Source organism: Actinomyces ruminicola (genome assembly GCF_900103885.1).
Classification (GTDB): domain Bacteria; phylum Actinomycetota; class Actinomycetes; order Actinomycetales; family Actinomycetaceae; genus Actinomyces; species Actinomyces ruminicola.
Genome location: NZ_FNIM01000006.1, coordinates 77,463 through 96,796 on the forward strand (window position 1 = coordinate 77,463; position 19,334 = coordinate 96,796).

Here is a 19,334-nt window from a genome sequence, read left to right on the forward strand (position 1 = left end):
CGCTCACGTCCGAACGACGCCGATCGCTGCGCACGGCCCCTCCTCATCCCCGCCGCGGGCCTCATCTAGGACGGGCGTCCTAGACGGCCGAGCTGCGTCCCGTACCGGGGCGGGCCGGGCAGCCCGCGAGGCGGCGGGCAGCCGCCCAGATCCCCGCCAGGTCCATGCCGAAGTCCGCCAGGAGCTCATCGCGACTTGCCGTGGGCAGGAAGCTGCGCGGCACGCCCAGGCGAGCCACCCGCGGGAAGGTGCCGACGCCGTCGGACAGCGCCGCGTCCTCAACCGCGTCACGCAGCTGAGAGCCCACGCCGCCGTCAACCAGCCCGTCCTCCACCACGAGCACCCCGCGGCATTCGCGTGCCATTTCAACCAGCGCGGGCGGTACGGGCACCGGCCAACGGGGGCTGACCACCCGCACGCCGATCCCCTCGGCCGCCAGGCGCCGGCCGGCGTCGAGACTCGCTGCCGCCATGGCTCCCACCCCGACCAGCAGCAGCGGCCCGGCCGCCGCGACGCCGTCCGTTGGTGCGGCGGGGCCGCCGACGGCCTCCAGCAGCACATCCACCGCGCCGAAGGGGACGTCCTCCTCCCCCACCGTGCGCAGGGCGGGCAACGGCGCGGGCAGCGAGCCCTTGGGGTAGCGCACCACGGTGGGGGCGTCGTCCACCCCGACCGCCACCGCCAGCGCCTGACGCAGCGTCGCCTCGTCGCGCGGGGCCGCCAGGCGCAGTCCGGGCACGTGCGCGAGCAGCGCCATGTCCCACATGCCGTTGTGACTGGCGCCGTCGGTGCCGGTGATGCCCGCACGATCCAGCAGGATCGTCACGCCCGCCCGGTGCAGCCCCACATCCATGAGCACCTGGTCGAAGGCCCGGTTGAGGAAGGTGGCGTACAGGGCGACCACCGGGTGCATCCCGGCAAAGGCCATGCCTGCGGCACAGGTGAGTGCATGCTGCTCGGCGATCCCGACGTCGATGACGCGCTCGGGCAGGGCATCGGCGAGCGGCTGCAGCCCCACCGGCTGCTGCATGGCGGCGGTGATGCCCACAATGCGCTCGTCGCCGCGGGCCAGCGCCAGCAGCTCCTTGGCAACCACGGCGGTCCACCCGAACCGGGAGGGCACCACCGGCAGGCCGGTCTCCGGGTGAATGCGCCCGACGGCGTGGAAGCGGTCGGCGGGGTCCTCCTCGGCGGGGGTGTAGCCGCGGCCCTTCTGGGTGATCACGTGCACGATCACCGGCTCGGCGTACTCGCGCGCACGGGTGAGGGCGAACTCCAGGGCGGTCTCATCGTGCCCGTCCACTGGGCCGGTGTACTTGATGCCCAGGTCCTCGAAGAAGGCCGAGGGCACCAGGATGTCCTTCAGTCCGCGCTTCAGGCCGTGCAGCGCCTCGAAGGCGGCGCGCCCGGGAGCCCCCTGCGCCAGCAGGGTGTGCTTCACGCCGGCGAGCATGCGCTCGTAGCCGGGGTTGGTGCGCAGCGCGTCGAGGTGGTGGGCCAGTCCGCCGATGGTCGGGGCGTAGGAGCGGCCGTTGTCGTTGACGACGATCACCAGGTGCTTGTCGGCGGAGTCCGCGATGTTGTTCAGCGCCTCCCAGGCCATGCCGCCGGTCAGGGCGCCGTCACCGATGACGGCGACGATGTGCCGCTGGTCCCGCCCCTGCAGGTGGTTGGCGCGAGCGATGCCGTCGGCCCAGGACAGGGCCGTGGAGGCGTGGGAGTTCTCGACGACGTCGTGGATGGACTCCCGCCGGGAGGGGTAGCCGGACACGCCGCCGCGCTCGCGCAGCCGACTGAAGTCCTGGCGTCCGGTGAGCAACTTGTGCACATATGCCTGGTGACCGGTGTCGAAGACGATGGTGTCGCGCGGGGAGCGGAAGGTGCGGTGCAGCGCCAGGGTGAGCTCGACGACTCCGAGGTTGGGGCCCAGGTGGCCGCCCGTGCGGGCCACCGTGGCCACCAGGTAGCGGCGGATCTCGGCGGCCAGCGCCTCCACCTCCTCGCTGGTCAAACGGTGCAGGTCGCCGGGCCGGTGGATGCGGGACAGCAGCGGGGTGGCCGGCAGATGCGGCGTCGAGCGCGGGCCCTGTCCGTCCGCACCGACCGTGGCAGTGTCTTCGCTCATCGGCGCGGCTCCTCCTGCTCCTGATCCGATCCTGATCTCCGGTCTGCCGCGGCGTAGGGGCGCGCCGCCGACACGGCATCTCAGCATATGCGCATCGGCGCCTCCGCGCCGCCACGACCCGCATCCGCTCGCCCGACATGGCACAAGAGCACGTAGGGTTGGCTCCGGACCGCGTACACCGCCCGCCGGACGGACGGCGCACGCGCCGACCGCACCGCCCTCAGGAGGAACGATGAGCACGACAGCGCCGTACGGGACCTGGCCCTCGCCGATCACCCCCGGCACCATCACCACCCGCACCCTCTCCCTGTCGCAGGTGCGTGTAGACGGCGGGGACACCTACTGGGTGGAGCAGCGCGCCTCCCAGGCCGGCCGCCAGGTCCTGCTGCGCCGCGACGGCGACGGCCAGATCGGCGAGGTGCTGCCGCTGACTCCGTCCGACGAGCTGGTGGACGCCCGCACCCGGGTGCACGAGTACGGCGGGCGCGCCTACGCCGTCGACTCCGGCATCATCGTCGTCTCCCACGCCGGGGACGGACGGCTGTACCGCTACGACGTCGCCCACCGGCTGCGCGGCCTGGTGCCGCTGACCATCTACGGGGACGTCCGGCACGGCGACCTGGAGATCGACACGGCCCGCGCCCTGGTGTACGCGGTGCGCGAGGACCACCGCGGTGATGGCGAACCGGTCAACTCGCTGGTGGCCATTCCACTTGACGGCTCGGCGGCGCGCGACGACTCCGCCGTGACCACCATCGTCTCCGGAACCGACTTCGTGGTCTCCCCCACCCTGTCCCCCGACGGCGAGCACCTGGCCTGGATCACCTGGAACCACCCGGACATGCCCTGGGACAACGCCACCCTGCACGTCGGCGACCTGCGCCCGGACGGCACCATCGGCTCTCAGACCGTGGTCGACGGCGGCACCGGCTACTCCGTGTCCGAACCGCGTTGGACCGAGCAGGGCGAGCTCGTGCACGTGTCCAACGCCTCGGGCTTCTCGAACCTGTACCGCACCGAGGGCTTCCCGCGTCGCGGCACCAACCGCGAGGGCTGGACCGAGGCACTGCGCACCCGTCCCCTGCACCCGGTCGACGCGACCTTCACCTCCCCCGCCTGGATCCTGGGACCGCACCACTTCGACGTGCTCGACGGCGAGCACCTGATCGCCTCCTGGGCGCGCGACGGCGTGTGGCACCTGGGCACCGTCAAGCTGTCCAACGGGGAGCTGGAGGAGTGGAACGTGGGCTGGCAGCCCCTGGGGAACGTCGCCTCCTCCGCCGGCCGTGTGGTCATGCTGGCCGGCAGTGAGACGGAACTGCCGAGCATCGTCGAGGTGCGCGGGCGGGAGGTGGAGGTCCTGCGCGGCTCGGGAGACTTCAACGCCCACGACGCCGGCATCTCCTTCGCCGAGCCCGTCTCCTGGTCCACCACCGACGGCGCCACCGCGCACGGCTTCTTCTACCCGCCGGCCTCCGCCGCCTACGTCGGCCCCGAGGACGAGCTGCCGCCCCTGATCGTGGGCGTGCACGGCGGCCCCACGGCGATGGACCGCACCGGTTACGACCTGCGCATCCAGTTCTGGACCAGCCGCGGATTCGCCTACCTGGCCGTCAACTACCGCGGCTCGACCGGCTACGGCTCGGACTACCGGCGCCTGCTCAACGGCAAGTGGGGCGTGTACGACGTCGACGACGTCGTCTCCGGGGCACAGTTCCTGGCCGCCTCCGGCAAGGTCGACCCGGCCCGCATCGCGGTGCGGGGCGCCTCCGCCGGCGGCTTCACGGCGCTCGCGGCGCTGGTCCGCTCCGACGTGTTCAGCGCCGGCACCTCCCTGTACGGAGTGGCCGACCTGGCCCAGCTGGCCCGCACCACCCACAAGTTCGAGTCGCACTACATCCAGCGGCTCGTGGGCTCCGACGACCTGGATGATCCGGTATACGCCGAGCGCTCACCGCTCAACCACATCGACGACATCCACGCACCGCTCCTGCTGCTGCAGGGCAGCGCGGACCCGATCATCCCGGCGGTGCAGGCCACCAGCATGTACGAGGCCGTCAAGGCCAAGGGGCTGCCGGTGGCGCTGGACGTGTTCCAGGGCGAGGGGCACGGGTTCAACCTGGCCGCCAATGCCCACCGGGCCCTCCAGGACGAGCTGAGCTTCTACGCGCAGGTATGGGACCTCGCTTCGCCGGTGACCGAGCGCGTCGTCCTTCGGGTCGACAACCTCGAGCGCTGACGGCACCGAGGCCGTGGCGGTGGGCGCGCCCGGGCGGCCCGTTGGCGGTCGGTTGCGGGCCCGTGCGCTGAACCTGCTGCGTTATCACCGCACGGGGCTGTTCATCCTGGCGGTGCTCACCGGCCTGACCGCCGGGGCGGGCGCTGTCGTCTTCCGGGTGGGCATCGACCTGTGGACGCGGGTGCTGACCGGCACCACCGACTACACCCGGGCGCTGGGCGCCTCCACCGGCGTGCTGTCCGCCCTGGGCCCGTGGTTCCTGGTGGCAGCACCCGTCATTTCCGGTCTGCTGGTGGGCCCGCTCATGCAGCGCCTGGGCGCCACCAGCACCGGACACGGCGTATCGGGGGTCATCTGGTCGGCGCGCCGGTCGGACGGGACCATGGCACCCGGGTCGGCGGCGGCGGGTGTCCTTGCCGCCGCCCTGACCATCGGCGGGGGCGGCTCCGTCGGGCCCGAGGGCCCCATCGCCGAGCTGGGCGCGAGCACGGCCACCGTCTTCGGGCGGCGGCTGGGCCTGCCCCGCCGCTCGGCGCGCCTGCTGGCGGCCGCGGGCGCGGCCGCGGGCATCGCTGCCGCGTTCAACACCCCACTGGCCGGGGCGTTCTTCGCCCTGGAGGTCATCCTCATGGACTTCACGGTGGACGCCTTCGCCTTCGTGGTGCTGGCATGCGTGGCCTCCACGGTGCTGTCCCACCACCTGCTGGGAACCACGCTGTCGCTGTCCCTGCCCGCCCTCGACCTGCACGGCGACGCCCAGCTGGTGTGGGTGGCGCTGCTCGGTCTGGTGGGCGGCGCGGTCGGGGTCGGCTTCTCCCGGAGTCGCTACCTGGTCGGTGATCTGCTGGGCGCCGTCGGCGACCGGCTGCGCCTGCCCGCCTGGCTCCGGCCCGGGGTCGGAGGCGTGCTGGTGGGGGCGCTGCTGCTGGCCGTGCCTGAGGTGTACGGCGAGTCCTCCGCCGTGCTGGACCGCGCGCTGGACGGCGGTTACTCGACGGCGGTCCTGCTGGGGCTGACGGCGGCGAAGCTCCTGGCCACCTCGGTGACGCTGGGCGTGGGCATGGCCGGGGGCGTCTTCGCCCCCTCCCTGTGCATCGGCGCCACCCTGGGAGCGGCCTTCGGCACCGCGCTCGCCCCGGACCGCCCCGAGGCGGCCGCCGTCTTCGGAGTGATCGGCATGGGGGCGGTCTTCTCCGGGGCCGCGCGCGCCCCGATCACCGGCACCGTGCTGATCATCGAGATGACCGGCCAGTACGGCCTGCTGCTACCGCTGATGCTGGCCGTGGCGCTGGCCACCACCATGAGCCGGTTCCTCACCCGCACGACGATCTACACCGAGGAGCTGCGCCGCCGCGGGGACGACATCGAGGACCCGCTGCACACCACCCTCATTGGCCGGGCGAACGCCCGCAGCATCATGCATCAGCCCCCGGCGCTCCTGCCGGTCACCGCCTCCCTGGTTGAGGCCGCTGACGTGCTGCGGGCCGCCGGCGTACCGCGTCTTCCCGTGGTGGCGCCGGTGGTCGGCGGCGGTCGGCCGAATGCCCCCGCCGGGGCTGCCTCCGGCGCGGTGTGGCGGGGCTGTGTCTCCGCCGTCGCCGTAGCGGAGGCGCGCTCACGCGCCGACCGGGAGGCGCCGCGGCAGGTCGGCGAGCTCCCGCTGGACCGGGTCCGGGTCAGCGGCGACGACGATGCCGGGCATGTGCTGGAGACCCTGATCGAGTCCCATCTGGAGGCGGTGCCCGTAACCGAACCGCTTCCGGGGTCAGACGGCGAGCTGCGCCTGATCGGCTGGGTGAGCCAGGAGGACATGGTGCGGCGGCTGTACCGGCAACAGCGCCGGGCCCTCGAGGCCGCCGAGCAGCGCACCTCCTTCGGCTCGCGCACGCAGGCGTGGCTGCGGCGCCGACGCGCGCGCTGAGCCCGCGCTCGGGCTCACGACCGATCGCGGTGGACGGTCCCCTGGATCGTGTCGGAGATGTCGGTGATGCGCTCGGCATTGGTGACGATGCGGCGCGGGTCCGCCAGCCACAGCTGCAGGGCCCCAACCAGCGGCAGCAGCACCGGCAGGTACCACAGCGCCGCGCCCCACTGCGACCAGGCGGTGCCGGACCCGCCGGCCAGGTTGACGCCGAGCAGCCCCAATGCCTCCAGCACCAGGCAGGCCCACCCGACCCGGCGCATGCGCCGGCCGTTGTGGGCCACCGCCACGGCCAGAACCAGGTAGCCCGCCCCGGCCAGCATGCTGAGTGCGGCCGGCAGGCGGCTTCCCGCGCCCGCGCGGGCCAGGGCGACGAAGGCGGGAAGCAGGATCACCAGACCGAAGATCGCGAAGACCCCGACGAGAGCGCGTCCCCAGCCATGCGCGGGGCGGCGCGTGTCGTTGAGGGCCCGCGGCTGGAAAGACTCATCCATGCGGTAGCTGACCTCGTGTTTAACTGCGGGCCCGCGGTTCGGGCCGACGGTGCCGGACGACGCCTCGGCGAGTGGCCGGCCCTGCGACGTTACCATTCCCCGCATGACTGCGATTACGACTTCCAGCCTGCCGCCCGCTGCGGCGGGCGGTGATGTCCTGGTCCTGGCCGCACGCGCCGCCGACGGCGCCCCGGCGCTGCTCACCACGGATGCCGCCCTGGACCTGGCTTCGGAATTGGGCGTCCTGGCGGAACTGCTGCCCAGTCTTGGCTTCACCGGCGCCACCGACGCACTCGTGCGGGTACCCGCGGCGGCCCTGGGGCGGGGCGGGAGCCGCGTACTCGCCCCAACCCTGCTGGTGGTTGGTACCGGTGACGCATCCGACACCGCCGCGCTGCGGCGCGCGGCGGGGCGGGCCGCCCGCGACCTGGCGGGCACCGGCCACGCGGTATTCGCCCTTCCCGCCGACACCGCCGAGGAGCTGGCCGCCGTGGCCGAGGGCGCGCTTGAGGGGGCGTACGCCTGGTCGCGCCGGGTTCCCGAGGCGCCCACTCCCCTGGCCCGGGTCACGGTGCTGACCCCGCTGGCCCCGGCGCCGCGCACGCTGCTGCACCGCAGCCCGGAGGACCCCTCCGCGCCGGTGATCGAGCGTGCCCGGATCCTAGCAGAGGCCGTGGCCGCGGCCCGGGACCTGGTCAACGACCCACCCGCCCGACTCACGCCGGTGGCCTTCGCCGACCACGCCCGGCGGGAGGCCGACGCCGTCGGACGCGGTCAGGGACGGCTGGACTTCGAGGTCTACGACGAGCGGCGGTTGGCGGACGAGGGGTTCGGCGGCATCGCGGGCGTCGGCCAGGGCGCGGTGCACCCGCCCCGGCTGGTCCGCCTGGAGTGGACGCCCAAGCTCTCCAAGGCGCGCCGCCGCGCGGCGGCGCACGTGGCGCTGGTCGGCAAGGGCATTACTTTCGACTCCGGCGGCCTGTCGCTCAAGCCCCCGGCCTCCATGCCGGCCATGAAGTCCGATATGGCCGGTGCCGCCACGGTGCTGTCCGCCACCTTGGCCGCGGCCCGCCTGGGGCTGCCGGTACGGGTGACTGCCTGGCTCGCCCTGGCCGAGAACCTCCCCGGCGGGGCGGCGCAGCGGCCCGGAGACATCGTGACCATGTTCGATGGAACCACCGTGGAGGTGACCAACACGGACGCCGAGGGCCGCCTGGTGATGGCCGACGCCCTGGCCGCAGCGGTCGCGGAGGAGCCGGACGTCGTGCTGGATGTCGCCACCCTCACCGGAGCCCAGATCGTGGCGCTCGGTGAGCGCACCGCCGGAGTGATGGGCCAGGCGCGCGATGCGGTCGTGGCCGCGGCCGCACGCGCCGGTGAGGACTTCTGGCCCATGCCGCTGCCGGAGCATCTGCGGGCCAATCTGGACTCCCCCTTCGCCGACCTGCGCAATGCCGCAGTGGGCAACCGGGCCGGCGGCATGCTCGTTGCGGGGCTGTTCCTGAGCAGCTTCGTCGGCGACACCCCGTGGGCGCATCTCGATATCGCCGGGCCCGCCTACAACGAGAAGGCCGCGTGGGGGCTGACCCCGCAGGGCGGCACCGGATTCGGCGTGCCCACGCTGCTGACCTTCTTGGAGGAACGGGCGGCCGTCGCACAGGCCACCGCCGATTGAGGGGATGAACACGCCCCGCGAAGGTGACGCATGCCGTAGGCTGTCTGGGACTCTGGTCCCCGTTCGCGGGACGACGGCCATTGCCGGCCGCCAACAATCATTGCCGACCACGGCCGATCACGGCCGACTACGAAAAGGGATCATCTACGTGACTGACACAGCTGTGATTGACGGAGCAGGTACCGCTGCAGACGCGGTTTACGACATGGTCGTCCTCGGCGGCGGCTCAGGCGGTTACGCGGCGGCGCTGCGCGGCGCCCAGCTGGGGCTGCGCGTGGCGCTGGTCGAGGCGGACAAGGTGGGCGGCACCTGTCTGCACCGCGGCTGTGTGCCCACCAAGGCGATCCTGCATTCTGCGGAGACGGCGGAGGCGATTCGCCATGCCGGCGTCGTCGGCCTCAGGGCGACCCTTGAGGGCGTCGACATGCCCGCCATCCAGGAGTACAAGAACAGCGTGGTCGCGCGCATGTACAAGGGTCTGCAGGGCCTGGTCTCCGCCCGCGGCATCGACGTGATCTCCGGCTGGGGCCGCCTGGTCGCGGCCGACACCGTGGAGGTGGGCGGCCGACGCTACCGGGGCAGGAACGTGATCCTCGCGTCCGGCTCCTACTCCAAGACCATGGGACAGGAGATCTCCGGCCCGGTGCTCACCAGCGAGCAGGCCCTCGAGCTCGACCACGTACCCGCATCGGCGGTGATCCTGGGCGGCGGGGTGATCGGCGTCGAGTTCGCCTCCGCCTGGGCCAGTCTGGGGACCCGCGTGACGATCATCGAGGCCCTGCCGCACCTGGTGCCCAATGAGGATGAGGCGATCTCCAAGCAGCTCGAGCGCGCCTTCCGCAAGCGCCGGATCGACTTCCGCACCGGCACCCGCTTCGAGTCGGTGGAGCGCAGCGACGGCGGCGTGCAGGTGCGCACCGCCGACGGCGCGGTCATTGACGCCGAGGTCCTGCTCATCGCGGTGGGGCGCGGCCCGGCCACCGCGAACCTGGGCCTGGAGGAGGTGGGCGTGTCCATGGACCGCGGCTTCGTACTGGCCGACCCGTACGGGCGCACCAATGTGCCCGGGGTTTGGGCGGTCGGCGACATCGTGCCCGGGGTGCAGCTGGCGCATCGCGGCTTCGCCCAGGGCATCGCCGTCGCCGAGCGGATCGCGGGCCTGAGCCCGGAGCCGGTGGACGATGTCAAGGTGCCCAAGGTGACCTTCTGCGAGCCTGAGATCGCCTCCGTGGGCCTGTCCGAGGCACGTGCGGCTGAGCTCCACGGAGCAGAGAACATCGTCACCAGCCAGTTCAATGTCGCCGGCAACGCCAAGTCCCAGATTCTGGGGACTCAGGGCTTCGTGAAGCTGGTGTCCCTCAAGGACGGCCCCATCCTCGGCTTCCACGCCATCGGCACCCGCATGGGCGAGCAGATCGGCGAGGGACAGCTGATCGTGTCCTGGGAGGCCGACGCCAACGACGTCGCCGCCCTCGTGCATGCCCACCCCACCCAGAACGAGGCCATTGGCGAGGCCGCCATGGCGTTGGCCGGAAAGCCGCTGCACAATCACGGCTGACCACGCAACCGTCCGACTGATCCAACTCCGTCAATCCGGAAACCTACGAGGAAGAGATTGCCCAAATGTCCGAGTCCGTGAAGATGCCCGCGCTGGGCGAGTCGGTTACCGAGGGAACCGTCTCCTCCTGGCTGAAGTCCGTGGGAGACACCGTCGAGGTCGGCGAGCCCCTGCTCGAGGTGGCCACCGACAAGGTGGACACCGAGGTCCCCTCCCCGGTCGCCGGCACCCTGCTGGAGATCCGCGTCGCCGCTGACGAGACCGTCGAGGTCGGCGCCGTCCTGGCGATCGTGGGCGACCCGGCCGAGGCGGCCGAGGCGGCCGGCGCACCCGCGGCGCCCGCACCGCAGGAGTCCGCGCCCGCTCCCGCGCCGACTGCTCCTGCCCCCGCGGCCCCCGCACCCGAGCCCGCAGCCCCGGTCTCGGAGCCGGCCGCCGCGCCGCCGTCGGCGGCTTATGTGACCCCGATTGTGCGCAAGCTCGCCCGCGAGCGGGGTGTCGACCTGGCCACCGTTACCGGCACCGGCATCGGCGGGCGCATCCGCAAGCAGGATGTGGAGGCCGCTGCGGCGCAGGCCGAGGCCGCCCGCAGTGCGGCCGCACCCGCGGCCCCCCAGGCAGAGGCTGCGGCGGCTACTGCGCCCGTGGCGGAGGCGGCTGCCGAGCCCGTGCCGTCGGCTCCCGCCACTGCGGGCGATGCCCGGCCCGCGCCGACGGCGGACGGCAGCGAGCTGCGTGGCCGGACCGAGAAGATGAGCAGGCTGCGCCGCCTGATCAGTGAGCGGATGATGGCCTCGCTGCAGACCTCCGCGCAGCTGACCACGGTCGTCGAGGTCGATATCACCCGCGTCGCCGCCCTGCGGGCCCGTGCCAAGAACGAGTTCCTGGCGCGCAATGGCACCAAGCTCACCTACCTGCCGTTCTTCGTCGCCGCCGCGACCGAGGCGCTGAAGGCCCACCCGAAGCTGAACGCCACCATCGGCGACGGCCAGGTCACCTACCACGACGTCGAGCACATCGGCATCGCGGTCGACACGCCGCGCGGTCTGTACGTGCCGGTGGTCAAGCACGCCGGCGACCTGAACATCCCGGGCCTGGCCAAGCGCATCAACGATCTGGCCGCACGCACCCGCGACAACCGGGTCGACCCGGGCGAGCTGTCCGGCGCCACCTTCACGATCACCAACACCGGCTCCGGCGGCGCGCTGTTCGACACCCCGATCATCAACCAGCCGGAGGTCGCCATCCTGGGGCTGGGGGCGATCACCCGCCAGCCGCGTGTGGTCAAGGACGCCGACGGCAACGAGGTCATCGCCGTGCGCTCGGTGTGCTACCTGTCGCTGTCCTACGACCACCGGCTGATCGACGGCGCGGACGCCTCCCGGTACCTGATGACGGTCAAGAAGCGTCTGGAGGAGGGCGACTTCGCCGGCGAGCTGGGGCTCTGACGCCAACCGCCGCATAAGCGAAGTTCGCATCACCGCTCATGCCAAAGGCAGATGGGCCCGCACCAATTGGTGCGGGCCCATCCTGTTCCCGTGGCTTGTCACTTGTGCGGGCTCGGTCGACGCGCCGGAGGCGTTACTGCGTGCAGCTGTGGACCAATTGCGCCGGGGCCTCGGAGGTCGTGCGACTCTGGCGCTGGCACTACGGGGGTGCCTGCTGAGGAGACGCCCCAGTCGGCCGGGACCAGTCGGCCCGGACCAGGGGGCGTGGTGTGCCAGGAGTGACAGCCGGGGCATGCGACGGACAGCATCCGACCCCTCGGGTCTTGGGGACGTGCCGATCCGGGCGCTGACAGCAGGCGTCTTTCACTCAACGGCCGGTGCGCAACGGCAAGCCCTCGTGAGCCCACCCCCGCATCACCCCAGACACTCACGCCGCCTCGCCCTCCACCCGCACGCACCACTTGGACCGCCACTGTCCACTCGGACCGCCATTCTCCACTTGGACCGCGCGTGTCCACTTGGACCGCCTCAGAGCGCGTCTTGGACGGTCCAAACGGCGGCAGGCGGCCCAAACGGCGGCAGGCGGTCCAACCGTGCGCGGACGCCGAGAGCGCCCGTTCAATGCGGGGCCGCCGGGTACTACCCCAGAACCGGAGGACCCCATTAAGCAACCCATGTTGACAACTCGGTGCTTGTCAACGTAGGTTGCTCGCATGGGATCGAACAATGTTCCTTCACCCGGCCAGGTCGCCGCCACGGCCGCAGATACCGCAAATCCAGTCGCGGGATTGCGCGCGGTGGCCGCACTGCGCCGACTTACCGAGGCCATGGAGCTGGCACAGGTGGAGGCCGCCCTGCGCACAGGCATGGGCTGGACGGAGATCGCCACCTACCTCGGCATCACCCGCCAGGCCGTGCACAAGAAATACGCCAAACGCGTCACCCCGGGGCTGGCACGAACACGAAGGAGTCGCCGATAACAATGAGTACGACTACGCACTTGATCGCCTGGCTCGCTTGTTCCTCACACGAGGCCGCGCGCCTGCGCCACCCCGAGGTGGACGTGGACCACCTGCTGCTGGGCCTGATTGCCGAGGGCGGCGCGGCAGCGGCTCTGTTGGGCATGCATGGGGTCACCCTGGCCGGCGCTCGGCAGGCGATACAGGAATTGGCCGACACCGACCTTGCGGCACTAGGTGTTGACGCCCCCACCATCAGGGCTACCGCGCCGCCTTCGGCCTTGGCGGCGCAGGCCTTCTCCGAGCTTGGGGAGATCCCCATATCCGCCCGGGCGCAACAGCTCGTCGGCGCCCGCCAGGCATCCTTCAACACCTCGCTCTCCACGCTGCAGGCCCTGCTGGATGCAGACACCGATGCGCCCATGCGGCTACTCGCCCATCTCGGCGTGGATCCGGAGTCCCTGCACGCCGAACTGACCGCCCGCGCGCGACGCCGTCCCCGCGGCCAGGACGGGACCTCCCGTAGGGACAGCGCGGTGGTCGAACGAGACCTGCTGCCCGACGGTCCGGCGGCGGCGCTGTGCCTGACTCGCTTCATCTCCGCGCCGTCGGCACGCGTGCGGGCGGTGCTGGCAGATCCGTCTCTGCTGCACGACTGGGCCGTGCTTCCCGAGGAGGTGCGCGCAACGCACCCGGACGGAATCATCTCCCGGCATGACTCACGGACCGGACGACGGCACCTGGACCTGCGTTGGTGTCGCGTCGAGCCGGCTCCTGACTCGCTCGTCTGGGCCAAGACACTGCTGAACGGACCGAACCGCGGACAGGCCTTCGCCTACGACCGTTTCGACTTACGACCGGCGCCCGGCGGATGCGCTCTCACCCTCACCCGCGCCTACCGGATCTGGCGGCTGTCCGGCCGCCTGCTGCACCCGGTAACGCGGCGCCTGACGCGCATCGGCATGGTCAACGCCTTCGGCGCCATCGCCAGAACGGTTGCCGCGTCTCTGTGATTGGTTCACACCAAGCCGGAGACTCGGCCTAGGCCTCCCGCACCTCGGCCACCCGCCACGGTCCGGGCACGAGCACCAACACGACCTCGCGTGCGGCCTGCGCCGGCACCGTGCGCACCGTTCCGTCCGCGCCCGTCCTCGTGGATGCAGGCTGGGACTGGCGGATCCGCACCGCCCTGGCACCGGGCCAGGTCTGCTCGTAGCCCTCCGGCAGGTCGACCTCGACCACGCTCAGCACGGAGGTGTCCAGGCCGCCCACGCTCTCCCCCGCTGCGGCTAGCGCATCGAGAACTGCCGTATCCGCGAGCGCAGCCGGCGACCCGGGAACGGTGGTTTCCGCCAGGGCCGCGGCGTCGGCGGCACTCAGCGCCGCATCGCGCCTGTCCGCCAGTTCCACCACCACGTCCAGGAGGGACTCCGGCGCTGCGTCCTGCGGTGCCTGCGCAGAAGTCGCGGGCGCGGCGGCGGTGGGTTCTGCGCTCATTGATGCAACCTGCGCGGCCGGCCCAGCTCCGAGCATCCCGATCACTGCGGTAACACCGCCGATGCCGATCAGGGCGACGCCGCCCAGACGCGCCGCGCTGCCCGTTAGGTGCCGCCGGGAGGACCGCGGGCGGCGTCGTGACGGGACTACGCGGGTGGGTCGAGCCACGGCGGCCCGCAGGGCGCCTGCGGCCAGGCGGGCGCCGTCGGGGAGGACGACGCGGCCGGGCTTGGCGATCTCGGGGGCACGCGCCGCGAGCGCGCGGGCACTGGGGCGCTGCTGCGGATCGGTTGCCAGTGCGTCGGGCAGGATGCGGTCGAGCCGCGTCCGCAGAAGCGCGGAGCCGGAGGCGCATTCGCGCAGCAGCGCCGCCAGCGCGTACACGTCGGAGGCGGGCGTTGCGGGGCCGCCACCGCGGCGCTCGGGTGCGGCGCAGGAGTCGGTCCCGGACTCGAGGATTCCGCCGAACAGGTCGATGAGCACCAGTCCGCCCTCGGTGGTCACCATGACATTGGCGGGCGAGACGTCCCCGTGGGGCAGCCCGTGAGCGTGCAGGTGGGCCAGGGCACTGCCGACGTCGTCGAGTACTCGGGCTGCCTCGGCGCGGGTCAGTCCGCCGCGGGCTCCGAGGACCACGGCGAGGTCGGCGCCGGCGACCAGGTCGACGGTGACGGCGGCGCATCCATCGGGCAGGAGGATGACGTCGCGCACCGGTGCGATACCCGGATGGGTTAGGGCCTTTAGCTCGCCCAGTCGGCTCAGTGTGCGCCCGCCGGCCGCGTCGTCGGGCAGGTCTAGCAGGTGGATAACCACGTCCCGGCCGGCGGCGTCCAGCCCGCGCCGCGGCGCCCGCCGCCCGGGCGCGTCGGCGCCCAGCGGGGCGCCGACGGCGAGGCCCGCCCGGATGAGGGCGTCCAGGAGCTCGGGGGCAAGGGCATCGGGGTCCTCGGGCTGGGACTCCGACCGGGAGCGGCGGCGGTGATACTGATTGGTGCCCATGGCCTCCATGGTCGCGGCACCGGGGCGCGGCGGCCAGGGGCAATATGCTCCCTGTGGATAACCGGTCACATTTGCCGCCGGCCGCCGCCAGGGGACGCCGTCACCGCTGCCGCCGAGCGCCGTGGCGTTCAGGCACCTGAACGCCCCCGGGCGACCTCATCTAGGCTGGCGGGGTGCAGTACCTGGATCGCGTCGACGTCGGCCTGGGGTCCCGGCTCGTGCCCTTCACGGAGGGTCTGGAGCTTCAGCGCTCCGTGCACGCCGCCGTTGCCGCCGGCAGCCGGCCCGCGACGGTCCTGCTGCTGGAGCATGAGAGTGTTTACACGGTGGGGCGCCGTACGCACTCGTGGGAGCGTCCCCGGGAAGCGCGCGTGGGCGCGGACCGCGTTCCGGTGGTGGACGTCGACCGGGGCGGTAAGACGACCTGGCACGGACCGGGCCAGTTGACCGTCTATCCGATCATTCGGCTGGCCCCGCCGATCGACGTGATCAAGTACGTGCGCGCGCTCGAGGCGGCGGTGATGGACGTCTGCGCGGACTTCGGTGTGAGCACGCTGCGCGTGGCCGGACGGTCGGGGGTGTGGGTGCCCCCGGCGCCAGGCCGGGACGGTGCCGCGAGGCGGGAGCGCAAGCTCTGCGCCCTGGGGGTACGGGTGGCCCGCGGGACGACCATGCACGGAATCGGTCTGAACGTCGACCCCGACCTGGCCGCCTTCGACCTGGACCGCATCATCCCCTGCGGAATCACTGATGCAGGCGTGACCTCCCTGACCGCCGAGACAGGCATCCACTACGAGGCGGCCCAGCTGGCGGATCTCGTTGCGGCGGCGCTGCAGGAGCACTTGGGTCCGCTCATGGCCGACAGCTAGCCGCTTGCCACCGGGCCGGAGACCGGTTGGGAGGCTCCGCGCTGCCGGCACCTTCGCCGTATCTACCGATCTCAGCACGTAACTCCTACCGATCTCGGCGGAGGAAGACGGCATAGACTACGGGCCCATGGTCCTATGTCAGGGAGGAGTGCCAGTGCCCGACGCCGTCGCCCCCGAGGGTCGCCGCCTGCTGCGCGTGGAGGCCCGCAACGCCGAGACGCCGATCGAGGCCAAGCCGGACTGGTTGCGCACCCGCGCGGTGGTGACCGAGACCTACCAGGACGTGCGCGACCTGGTGCGCGCCCACGGCCTGCACACGGTGTGCGCCGAGGCCAACTGCCCCAACGTCTACGAGTGCTGGAACGACCGCGAGGCCTCTTTCCTGGTGGGTGGGAGCCTGTGCACCCGGCGCTGCGACTTCTGCAATATCGCCACGGGCCGCCCCACCGAGTACGACGCCGGCGAGCCGGAGCGGGTGGCCGCCTCGATCGCGGAGATGCGGCTGCGGTACGCCACCGTGACCGGGGTGTGCCGCGACGACCTGCCCGACGGCGGCGCCTGGCTCTACGCCGAGACGGCCCGGCAGGTGCACGCCCGGGTGCCCGGCTGCGGCATCGAGCTGCTGGTGCCCGACTTCCGGGGCCGGGAGGAGTCCCTACAGGAGGTGTTCTCATCCCGCCCGGAGGTGTTCGCCCACAACCTGGAGACCGTGCCCCGCATCTTCAGGCGCATCCGGCCCGCCTTCTCCTACGAGCGCAGCCTGGAGGTGCTCTCCCGCGCCTCGCAGGCCGGGCTGCTGACCAAGTCCAACCTGATCCTGGGGATGGGCGAGACCCGGGCGGAGATCGAGCAGGCGATCGCAGACCTGGTGTCCGCGGGCGTAAACATCCTCACGATCACCCAGTACCTGCGGCCCTCCAAGCTGCATCACCCGATCGACCGGTGGGTCAAGCCGCAGGAGTTCGTCGAGCTGGCGGGTCTGGCCGAGGAGATGGGGATCGCCGCGGCCATGAGCGGCCCCATGGTGCGCTCCTCATACCGCTCCGGCCTGCTGTGGGCGCGCGCGATGCGCGCCGCGGGCAGGCAGATTCCCGAGAACATGCTTGACCTGGCCGAGCCGGGCACCGCCCGGCAGGAGGCCTCCGCCCTGCTGGCCGACCGCACCGCCTCCTGAGGCCGCCGCCGTCGGCTAGAGTTGTCGGTGTGAGCACAGCCCAGAGCGCCAAGCCGAAGAAGAAGCGGCGCCTCGCACAGGTCGCCCAGAACATCAAGGACTCCTACACGATCTCGCGGCGCAGTTATCCGTGGATCGGTTGGGCCCTGCTCGGCATCCTCGTGGTGCTGCTGGCGGTGGCCGGCGTACTGGCGGCCGTCACCAGTCAGGCCCTGTGGTACTGGCTGCTCATGGCGTTGGTATTCGCGCTCATGGTGGACATGATCGTCCTCTCCCTGGCCACGCGGCGCGCCTCCTACATGCAGATCGAGGGCCATCCCGGCGCGGTCAAGGCCGTGCTTGATCAGGCCGGTCGCGGCTGGTACGTGGAGGAGCAGCCGGTCGCCTTCAGCCCGAAGGGGCAGGACTTCGTGTGGCGCCTGGTGGGCCGCCCGGGTGTGGTCCTGGTTGCCGAGGGCTCCCCCGGCCGCACCCAGCACCTGATCGAGGAGGAGAAGAAGGTGCTGCGGCGCATCCTGTCCACGGTGCCGGTGCACGTCATCAGCGTGGGCACCGCGGAGGGGCAGACGCGGCTGATTCACCTGGAGCGGACCCTGCGGCGGCTGCCCACCAAGCCCACCAAGCTGACCAACACGGAGATCGACCGGGTGTCCAAGCGCCTGTCCTCCCTGTCCTCCAAGGGCCTGCCGATCCCCAAGTACATGGACCCGAACAGCATCCGCCCCGACCGCCGCGCCATCCGCGGCCGCTGATTCCGGCAGCCGCGCCCCGCAGCGCCGGCGAAACACTGCGGACACATTTGCGGCACGCCGACGACACTCCGTCGTCCTAGCCTGCGTTGGCCCTAGGCATGCACACCAGTCTCACAACCCCGTTGGAGGAACTTCATGTTCAGTGACGCTTCGGAAGCGCTGGCCTACATCGAGAGGGAAGGGGTGCAGCTGGTCGACGTGCGCTTCTGCGACCTGCCCGGCGTCATGCAGCACTTCACCATCCCGGTAGCCGCCTTCAAGGACGAGGCGCTCACCGAGGGCCTCATGTTCGACGGCTCCTCCATCCGCGGCTTCACCGCCATCCACGAGTCGGACATGAAGCTCATCCCGGATGTCACCACCGCCTTCCTGGACCCCTTCCGCGAGCAGCGCACGCTGGTGATCAACTTCTCGATCGTGGACCCCTTCACCGATGAGGTCTACTCCCGCGACCCCCGCTCGATCGCCGCCAAGGCTGAGGACTACCTGCGCTCCACCGGCATCGCGGACACCTGCTACATCGGCGCCGAGGCCGAGTTCTACCTGTTCGACTCCATCCAGTACGAGACCACGCCGGCCTCCACCCGCTACCTGATCGACTCCGCGGAGGCCGCCTGGAACACCGGCCGCGACGAGCCGGGCGGCAACAAGGGCTACAAGACCGCTTTCAAGGGCGGCTACTTCCCCGTCTCCCCCAACGACCAGATGGCCGACCTGCGCGACCGCGTGGTGCGCACCTGCATCGAGGCCGGGCTCGACATCGAGCGCGCCCACCACGAGGTGGGCACCGCCGGGCAGCAGGAGATCAACTACCGCTTCGCCTCGCTGCTTGCGGCCGCCGACGACATGATGAAGTTCAAATACATCGTCAAGAACGAGGCCTGGCGCAACGGCAAGACCGCCACCTTCATGCCCAAGCCGATCTTCGGCGACAACGGCTCGGGCATGCACACCCACCACTCCCTGTGGAAGGACGGCAAGCCGCTGTTCTTCGACGAGCGCGGCTACGGGCAGCTGTCCGATCTGGCCCGCTGGTACATCGGCGGCATCCTGCGCCACGCCCCCAGCCTGCTGGCCTTCACCAACCCGTCGGTCAACTCCTTCCACCGGCTGGTGCCCGGCTTCGAGGCCCCCGTGAACCTGGTGTACTCGGCGCGCAACCGCTCCGCCTGCATCCGCATCCCGGTTACAGGCTCCTCCCCCAAGGCCAAGCGCATCGAGTACCGCGTGCCCGACCCGTCGGCGAACCCCTACCTGGCCTTCGCGGCCACGCTGATGGCCGGCATCGACGGCATCCGCAACCGGATCGAGCCGCGCGAGCCCGTGGACAAGGACCTGTACGAGCTGGAGCCCGAGGACTACCACGACATCGAGAAGCTGCCGGCCACCCTGGACGACGCCCTGGAGGCGCTCGAGGCCGACCATGACTACCTGACCGCGGGCGACGTGTTCACCCCGGACCTGATCGAGACCTGGGTGGAATACAAGCGCACCAACGAGATCGCACCCATGCGGCAGCGGCCGCACCCGTATGAGTTCGAGCTCTACTACGACCTGTAAGCCGGCTCTCATCCGGGTACGCCCACAGCCATTTGCATATCTATGCTCCAATGTGGATATTCTG

General features: G+C 71.5%; 14 protein-coding genes. 11 read left to right on the plus strand and 3 right to left on the minus strand.

Annotated elements, in window-relative coordinates:
• Positions 1-79: 79 nt before the first annotated feature.
• Complete coding sequence (gene dxs, locus BLR49_RS06675; RefSeq protein ID WP_092535344.1) at positions 80-2,125, minus strand: 1-deoxy-D-xylulose-5-phosphate synthase; 2,046 nt, start codon at positions 2,123-2,125, stop codon at positions 80-82.
• A gap of 232 nt (positions 2,126-2,357) precedes the next feature.
• Here dxs and BLR49_RS06680 point away from each other — a divergent pair, with 232 nt between their 5' ends.
• Positions 2,358-4,364: an alpha/beta hydrolase family protein gene (locus tag BLR49_RS06680; protein ID WP_092535347.1), complete on the plus strand. Its 2,007-nt coding sequence runs from the start codon at positions 2,358-2,360 to the stop codon at positions 4,362-4,364.
• A gap of 52 nt (positions 4,365-4,416) precedes the next feature.
• On the plus strand, positions 4,417-6,285 hold the full coding sequence (locus BLR49_RS06685) for a chloride channel protein (protein ID WP_245690524.1): 1,869 nt from the start codon (positions 4,417-4,419) through the stop codon (positions 6,283-6,285).
• 14 nt (positions 6,286-6,299) lie between these two features.
• On the opposite strand, the gene BLR49_RS06690 is transcribed toward BLR49_RS06685, so the two are convergent.
• Positions 6,300-6,779: a hypothetical protein gene (locus BLR49_RS06690; protein ID WP_092535350.1), complete on the minus strand. Its 480-nt coding sequence runs from the start codon at positions 6,777-6,779 to the stop codon at positions 6,300-6,302.
• 103 nt (positions 6,780-6,882) lie between these two features.
• Here BLR49_RS06690 and BLR49_RS06695 point away from each other — a divergent pair, with 103 nt between their 5' ends.
• The 5 genes from BLR49_RS06695 (at position 6,883) to BLR49_RS06715 (ending at position 13,432) form a co-directional block, all read left to right on the plus strand.
• A complete protein-coding gene (locus BLR49_RS06695) occupies positions 6,883-8,454 on the plus strand; it encodes a leucyl aminopeptidase (protein WP_143013719.1) in 1,572 nt (523 codons plus the stop codon).
• A gap of 205 nt (positions 8,455-8,659) precedes the next feature.
• Positions 8,660-10,012, plus strand: coding sequence for a dihydrolipoyl dehydrogenase (gene lpdA, locus BLR49_RS06700; RefSeq protein ID WP_092535353.1), 1,353 nt, complete (start codon positions 8,660-8,662; stop codon positions 10,010-10,012).
• A gap of 65 nt (positions 10,013-10,077) precedes the next feature.
• Positions 10,078-11,460: a 2-oxoglutarate dehydrogenase, E2 component, dihydrolipoamide succinyltransferase gene (sucB, locus tag BLR49_RS06705; protein WP_092535356.1), complete on the plus strand. Its 1,383-nt coding sequence runs from the start codon at positions 10,078-10,080 to the stop codon at positions 11,458-11,460.
• Positions 11,461-12,173: 713 nt separating this feature from the next.
• The gene (locus BLR49_RS06710) at positions 12,174-12,440 is read left to right on the plus strand and encodes a hypothetical protein (RefSeq protein ID WP_092535359.1); all 267 of its coding nucleotides are present in this window, start codon (positions 12,174-12,176) and stop codon (positions 12,438-12,440) included.
• Between the two features lie 2 nt (positions 12,441-12,442).
• Complete coding sequence (locus tag BLR49_RS06715) at positions 12,443-13,432, plus strand: SRPBCC family protein (RefSeq protein ID WP_092535362.1); 990 nt, start codon at positions 12,443-12,445, stop codon at positions 13,430-13,432.
• Between the two features lie 28 nt (positions 13,433-13,460).
• Here the strand turns inward: BLR49_RS06715 and BLR49_RS06720 are convergent, their stop codons facing one another.
• On the minus strand, positions 13,461-14,915 hold the full coding sequence (locus tag BLR49_RS06720; protein ID WP_092535507.1) for a serine/threonine-protein kinase: 1,455 nt from the start codon (positions 14,913-14,915) through the stop codon (positions 13,461-13,463).
• A gap of 182 nt (positions 14,916-15,097) precedes the next feature.
• On the opposite strand from BLR49_RS06720, the gene lipB reads away from it, so the two are divergent.
• The 4 genes from lipB to glnA all read left to right on the plus strand — a co-directional run bounded on the left by lipB (position 15,098) and on the right by glnA (position 19,270).
• A complete protein-coding gene (lipB, locus tag BLR49_RS06725) occupies positions 15,098-15,784 on the plus strand; it encodes a lipoyl(octanoyl) transferase LipB (protein ID WP_092535510.1) in 687 nt (228 codons plus the stop codon).
• Positions 15,785-15,938: 154 nt separating this feature from the next.
• On the plus strand, positions 15,939-16,958 hold the full coding sequence (lipA, locus tag BLR49_RS06730; RefSeq protein ID WP_092535365.1) for a lipoyl synthase: 1,020 nt from the start codon (positions 15,939-15,941) through the stop codon (positions 16,956-16,958).
• A gap of 29 nt (positions 16,959-16,987) precedes the next feature.
• On the plus strand, positions 16,988-17,710 hold the full coding sequence (locus BLR49_RS06735) for a DUF4191 domain-containing protein (RefSeq protein ID WP_092535368.1): 723 nt from the start codon (positions 16,988-16,990) through the stop codon (positions 17,708-17,710).
• A 135-nt stretch (positions 17,711-17,845) separates the two neighbouring features.
• Positions 17,846-19,270 carry a type I glutamate--ammonia ligase gene (glnA, locus tag BLR49_RS06740; protein WP_092535371.1) on the plus strand — a complete coding sequence of 475 codons (1,425 nt, stop codon included), beginning with the start codon at positions 17,846-17,848 and terminating at the stop codon, positions 19,268-19,270.
• Positions 19,271-19,334: the final 64 nt, after the last annotated feature.

What these genes read in the sequence shown, in the direction of transcription:
- dxs (WP_092535344.1), bottom strand. Translation starts at nt 2,125, where the DNA reads ATGAGCGAAGACACTGCCACGGTCGGTGCGGACGGACAGGGCCCGCGC.
- BLR49_RS06680 (WP_092535347.1), top strand. Translation starts at nt 2,358, where the DNA reads ATGAGCACGACAGCGCCGTACGGGACCTGGCCCTCGCCGATCACCCCC.
- BLR49_RS06690 (WP_092535350.1), bottom strand. Translation starts at nt 6,779, where the DNA reads ATGGATGAGTCTTTCCAGCCGCGGGCCCTCAACGACACGCGCCGCCCC.
- BLR49_RS06695 (WP_143013719.1), top strand. Translation starts at nt 6,883, where the DNA reads ATGACTGCGATTACGACTTCCAGCCTGCCGCCCGCTGCGGCGGGCGGT.
- lpdA (WP_092535353.1), top strand. Translation starts at nt 8,660, where the DNA reads ATGGTCGTCCTCGGCGGCGGCTCAGGCGGTTACGCGGCGGCGCTGCGC.
- sucB (WP_092535356.1), top strand. Translation starts at nt 10,078, where the DNA reads ATGTCCGAGTCCGTGAAGATGCCCGCGCTGGGCGAGTCGGTTACCGAG.
- BLR49_RS06710 (WP_092535359.1), top strand. Translation starts at nt 12,174, where the DNA reads ATGGGATCGAACAATGTTCCTTCACCCGGCCAGGTCGCCGCCACGGCC.
- BLR49_RS06715 (WP_092535362.1), top strand. Translation starts at nt 12,443, where the DNA reads ATGAGTACGACTACGCACTTGATCGCCTGGCTCGCTTGTTCCTCACAC.
- BLR49_RS06720 (WP_092535507.1), bottom strand. Translation starts at nt 14,915, where the DNA reads ATGGGCACCAATCAGTATCACCGCCGCCGCTCCCGGTCGGAGTCCCAG.
- glnA (WP_092535371.1), top strand. Translation starts at nt 17,846, where the DNA reads ATGTTCAGTGACGCTTCGGAAGCGCTGGCCTACATCGAGAGGGAAGGG.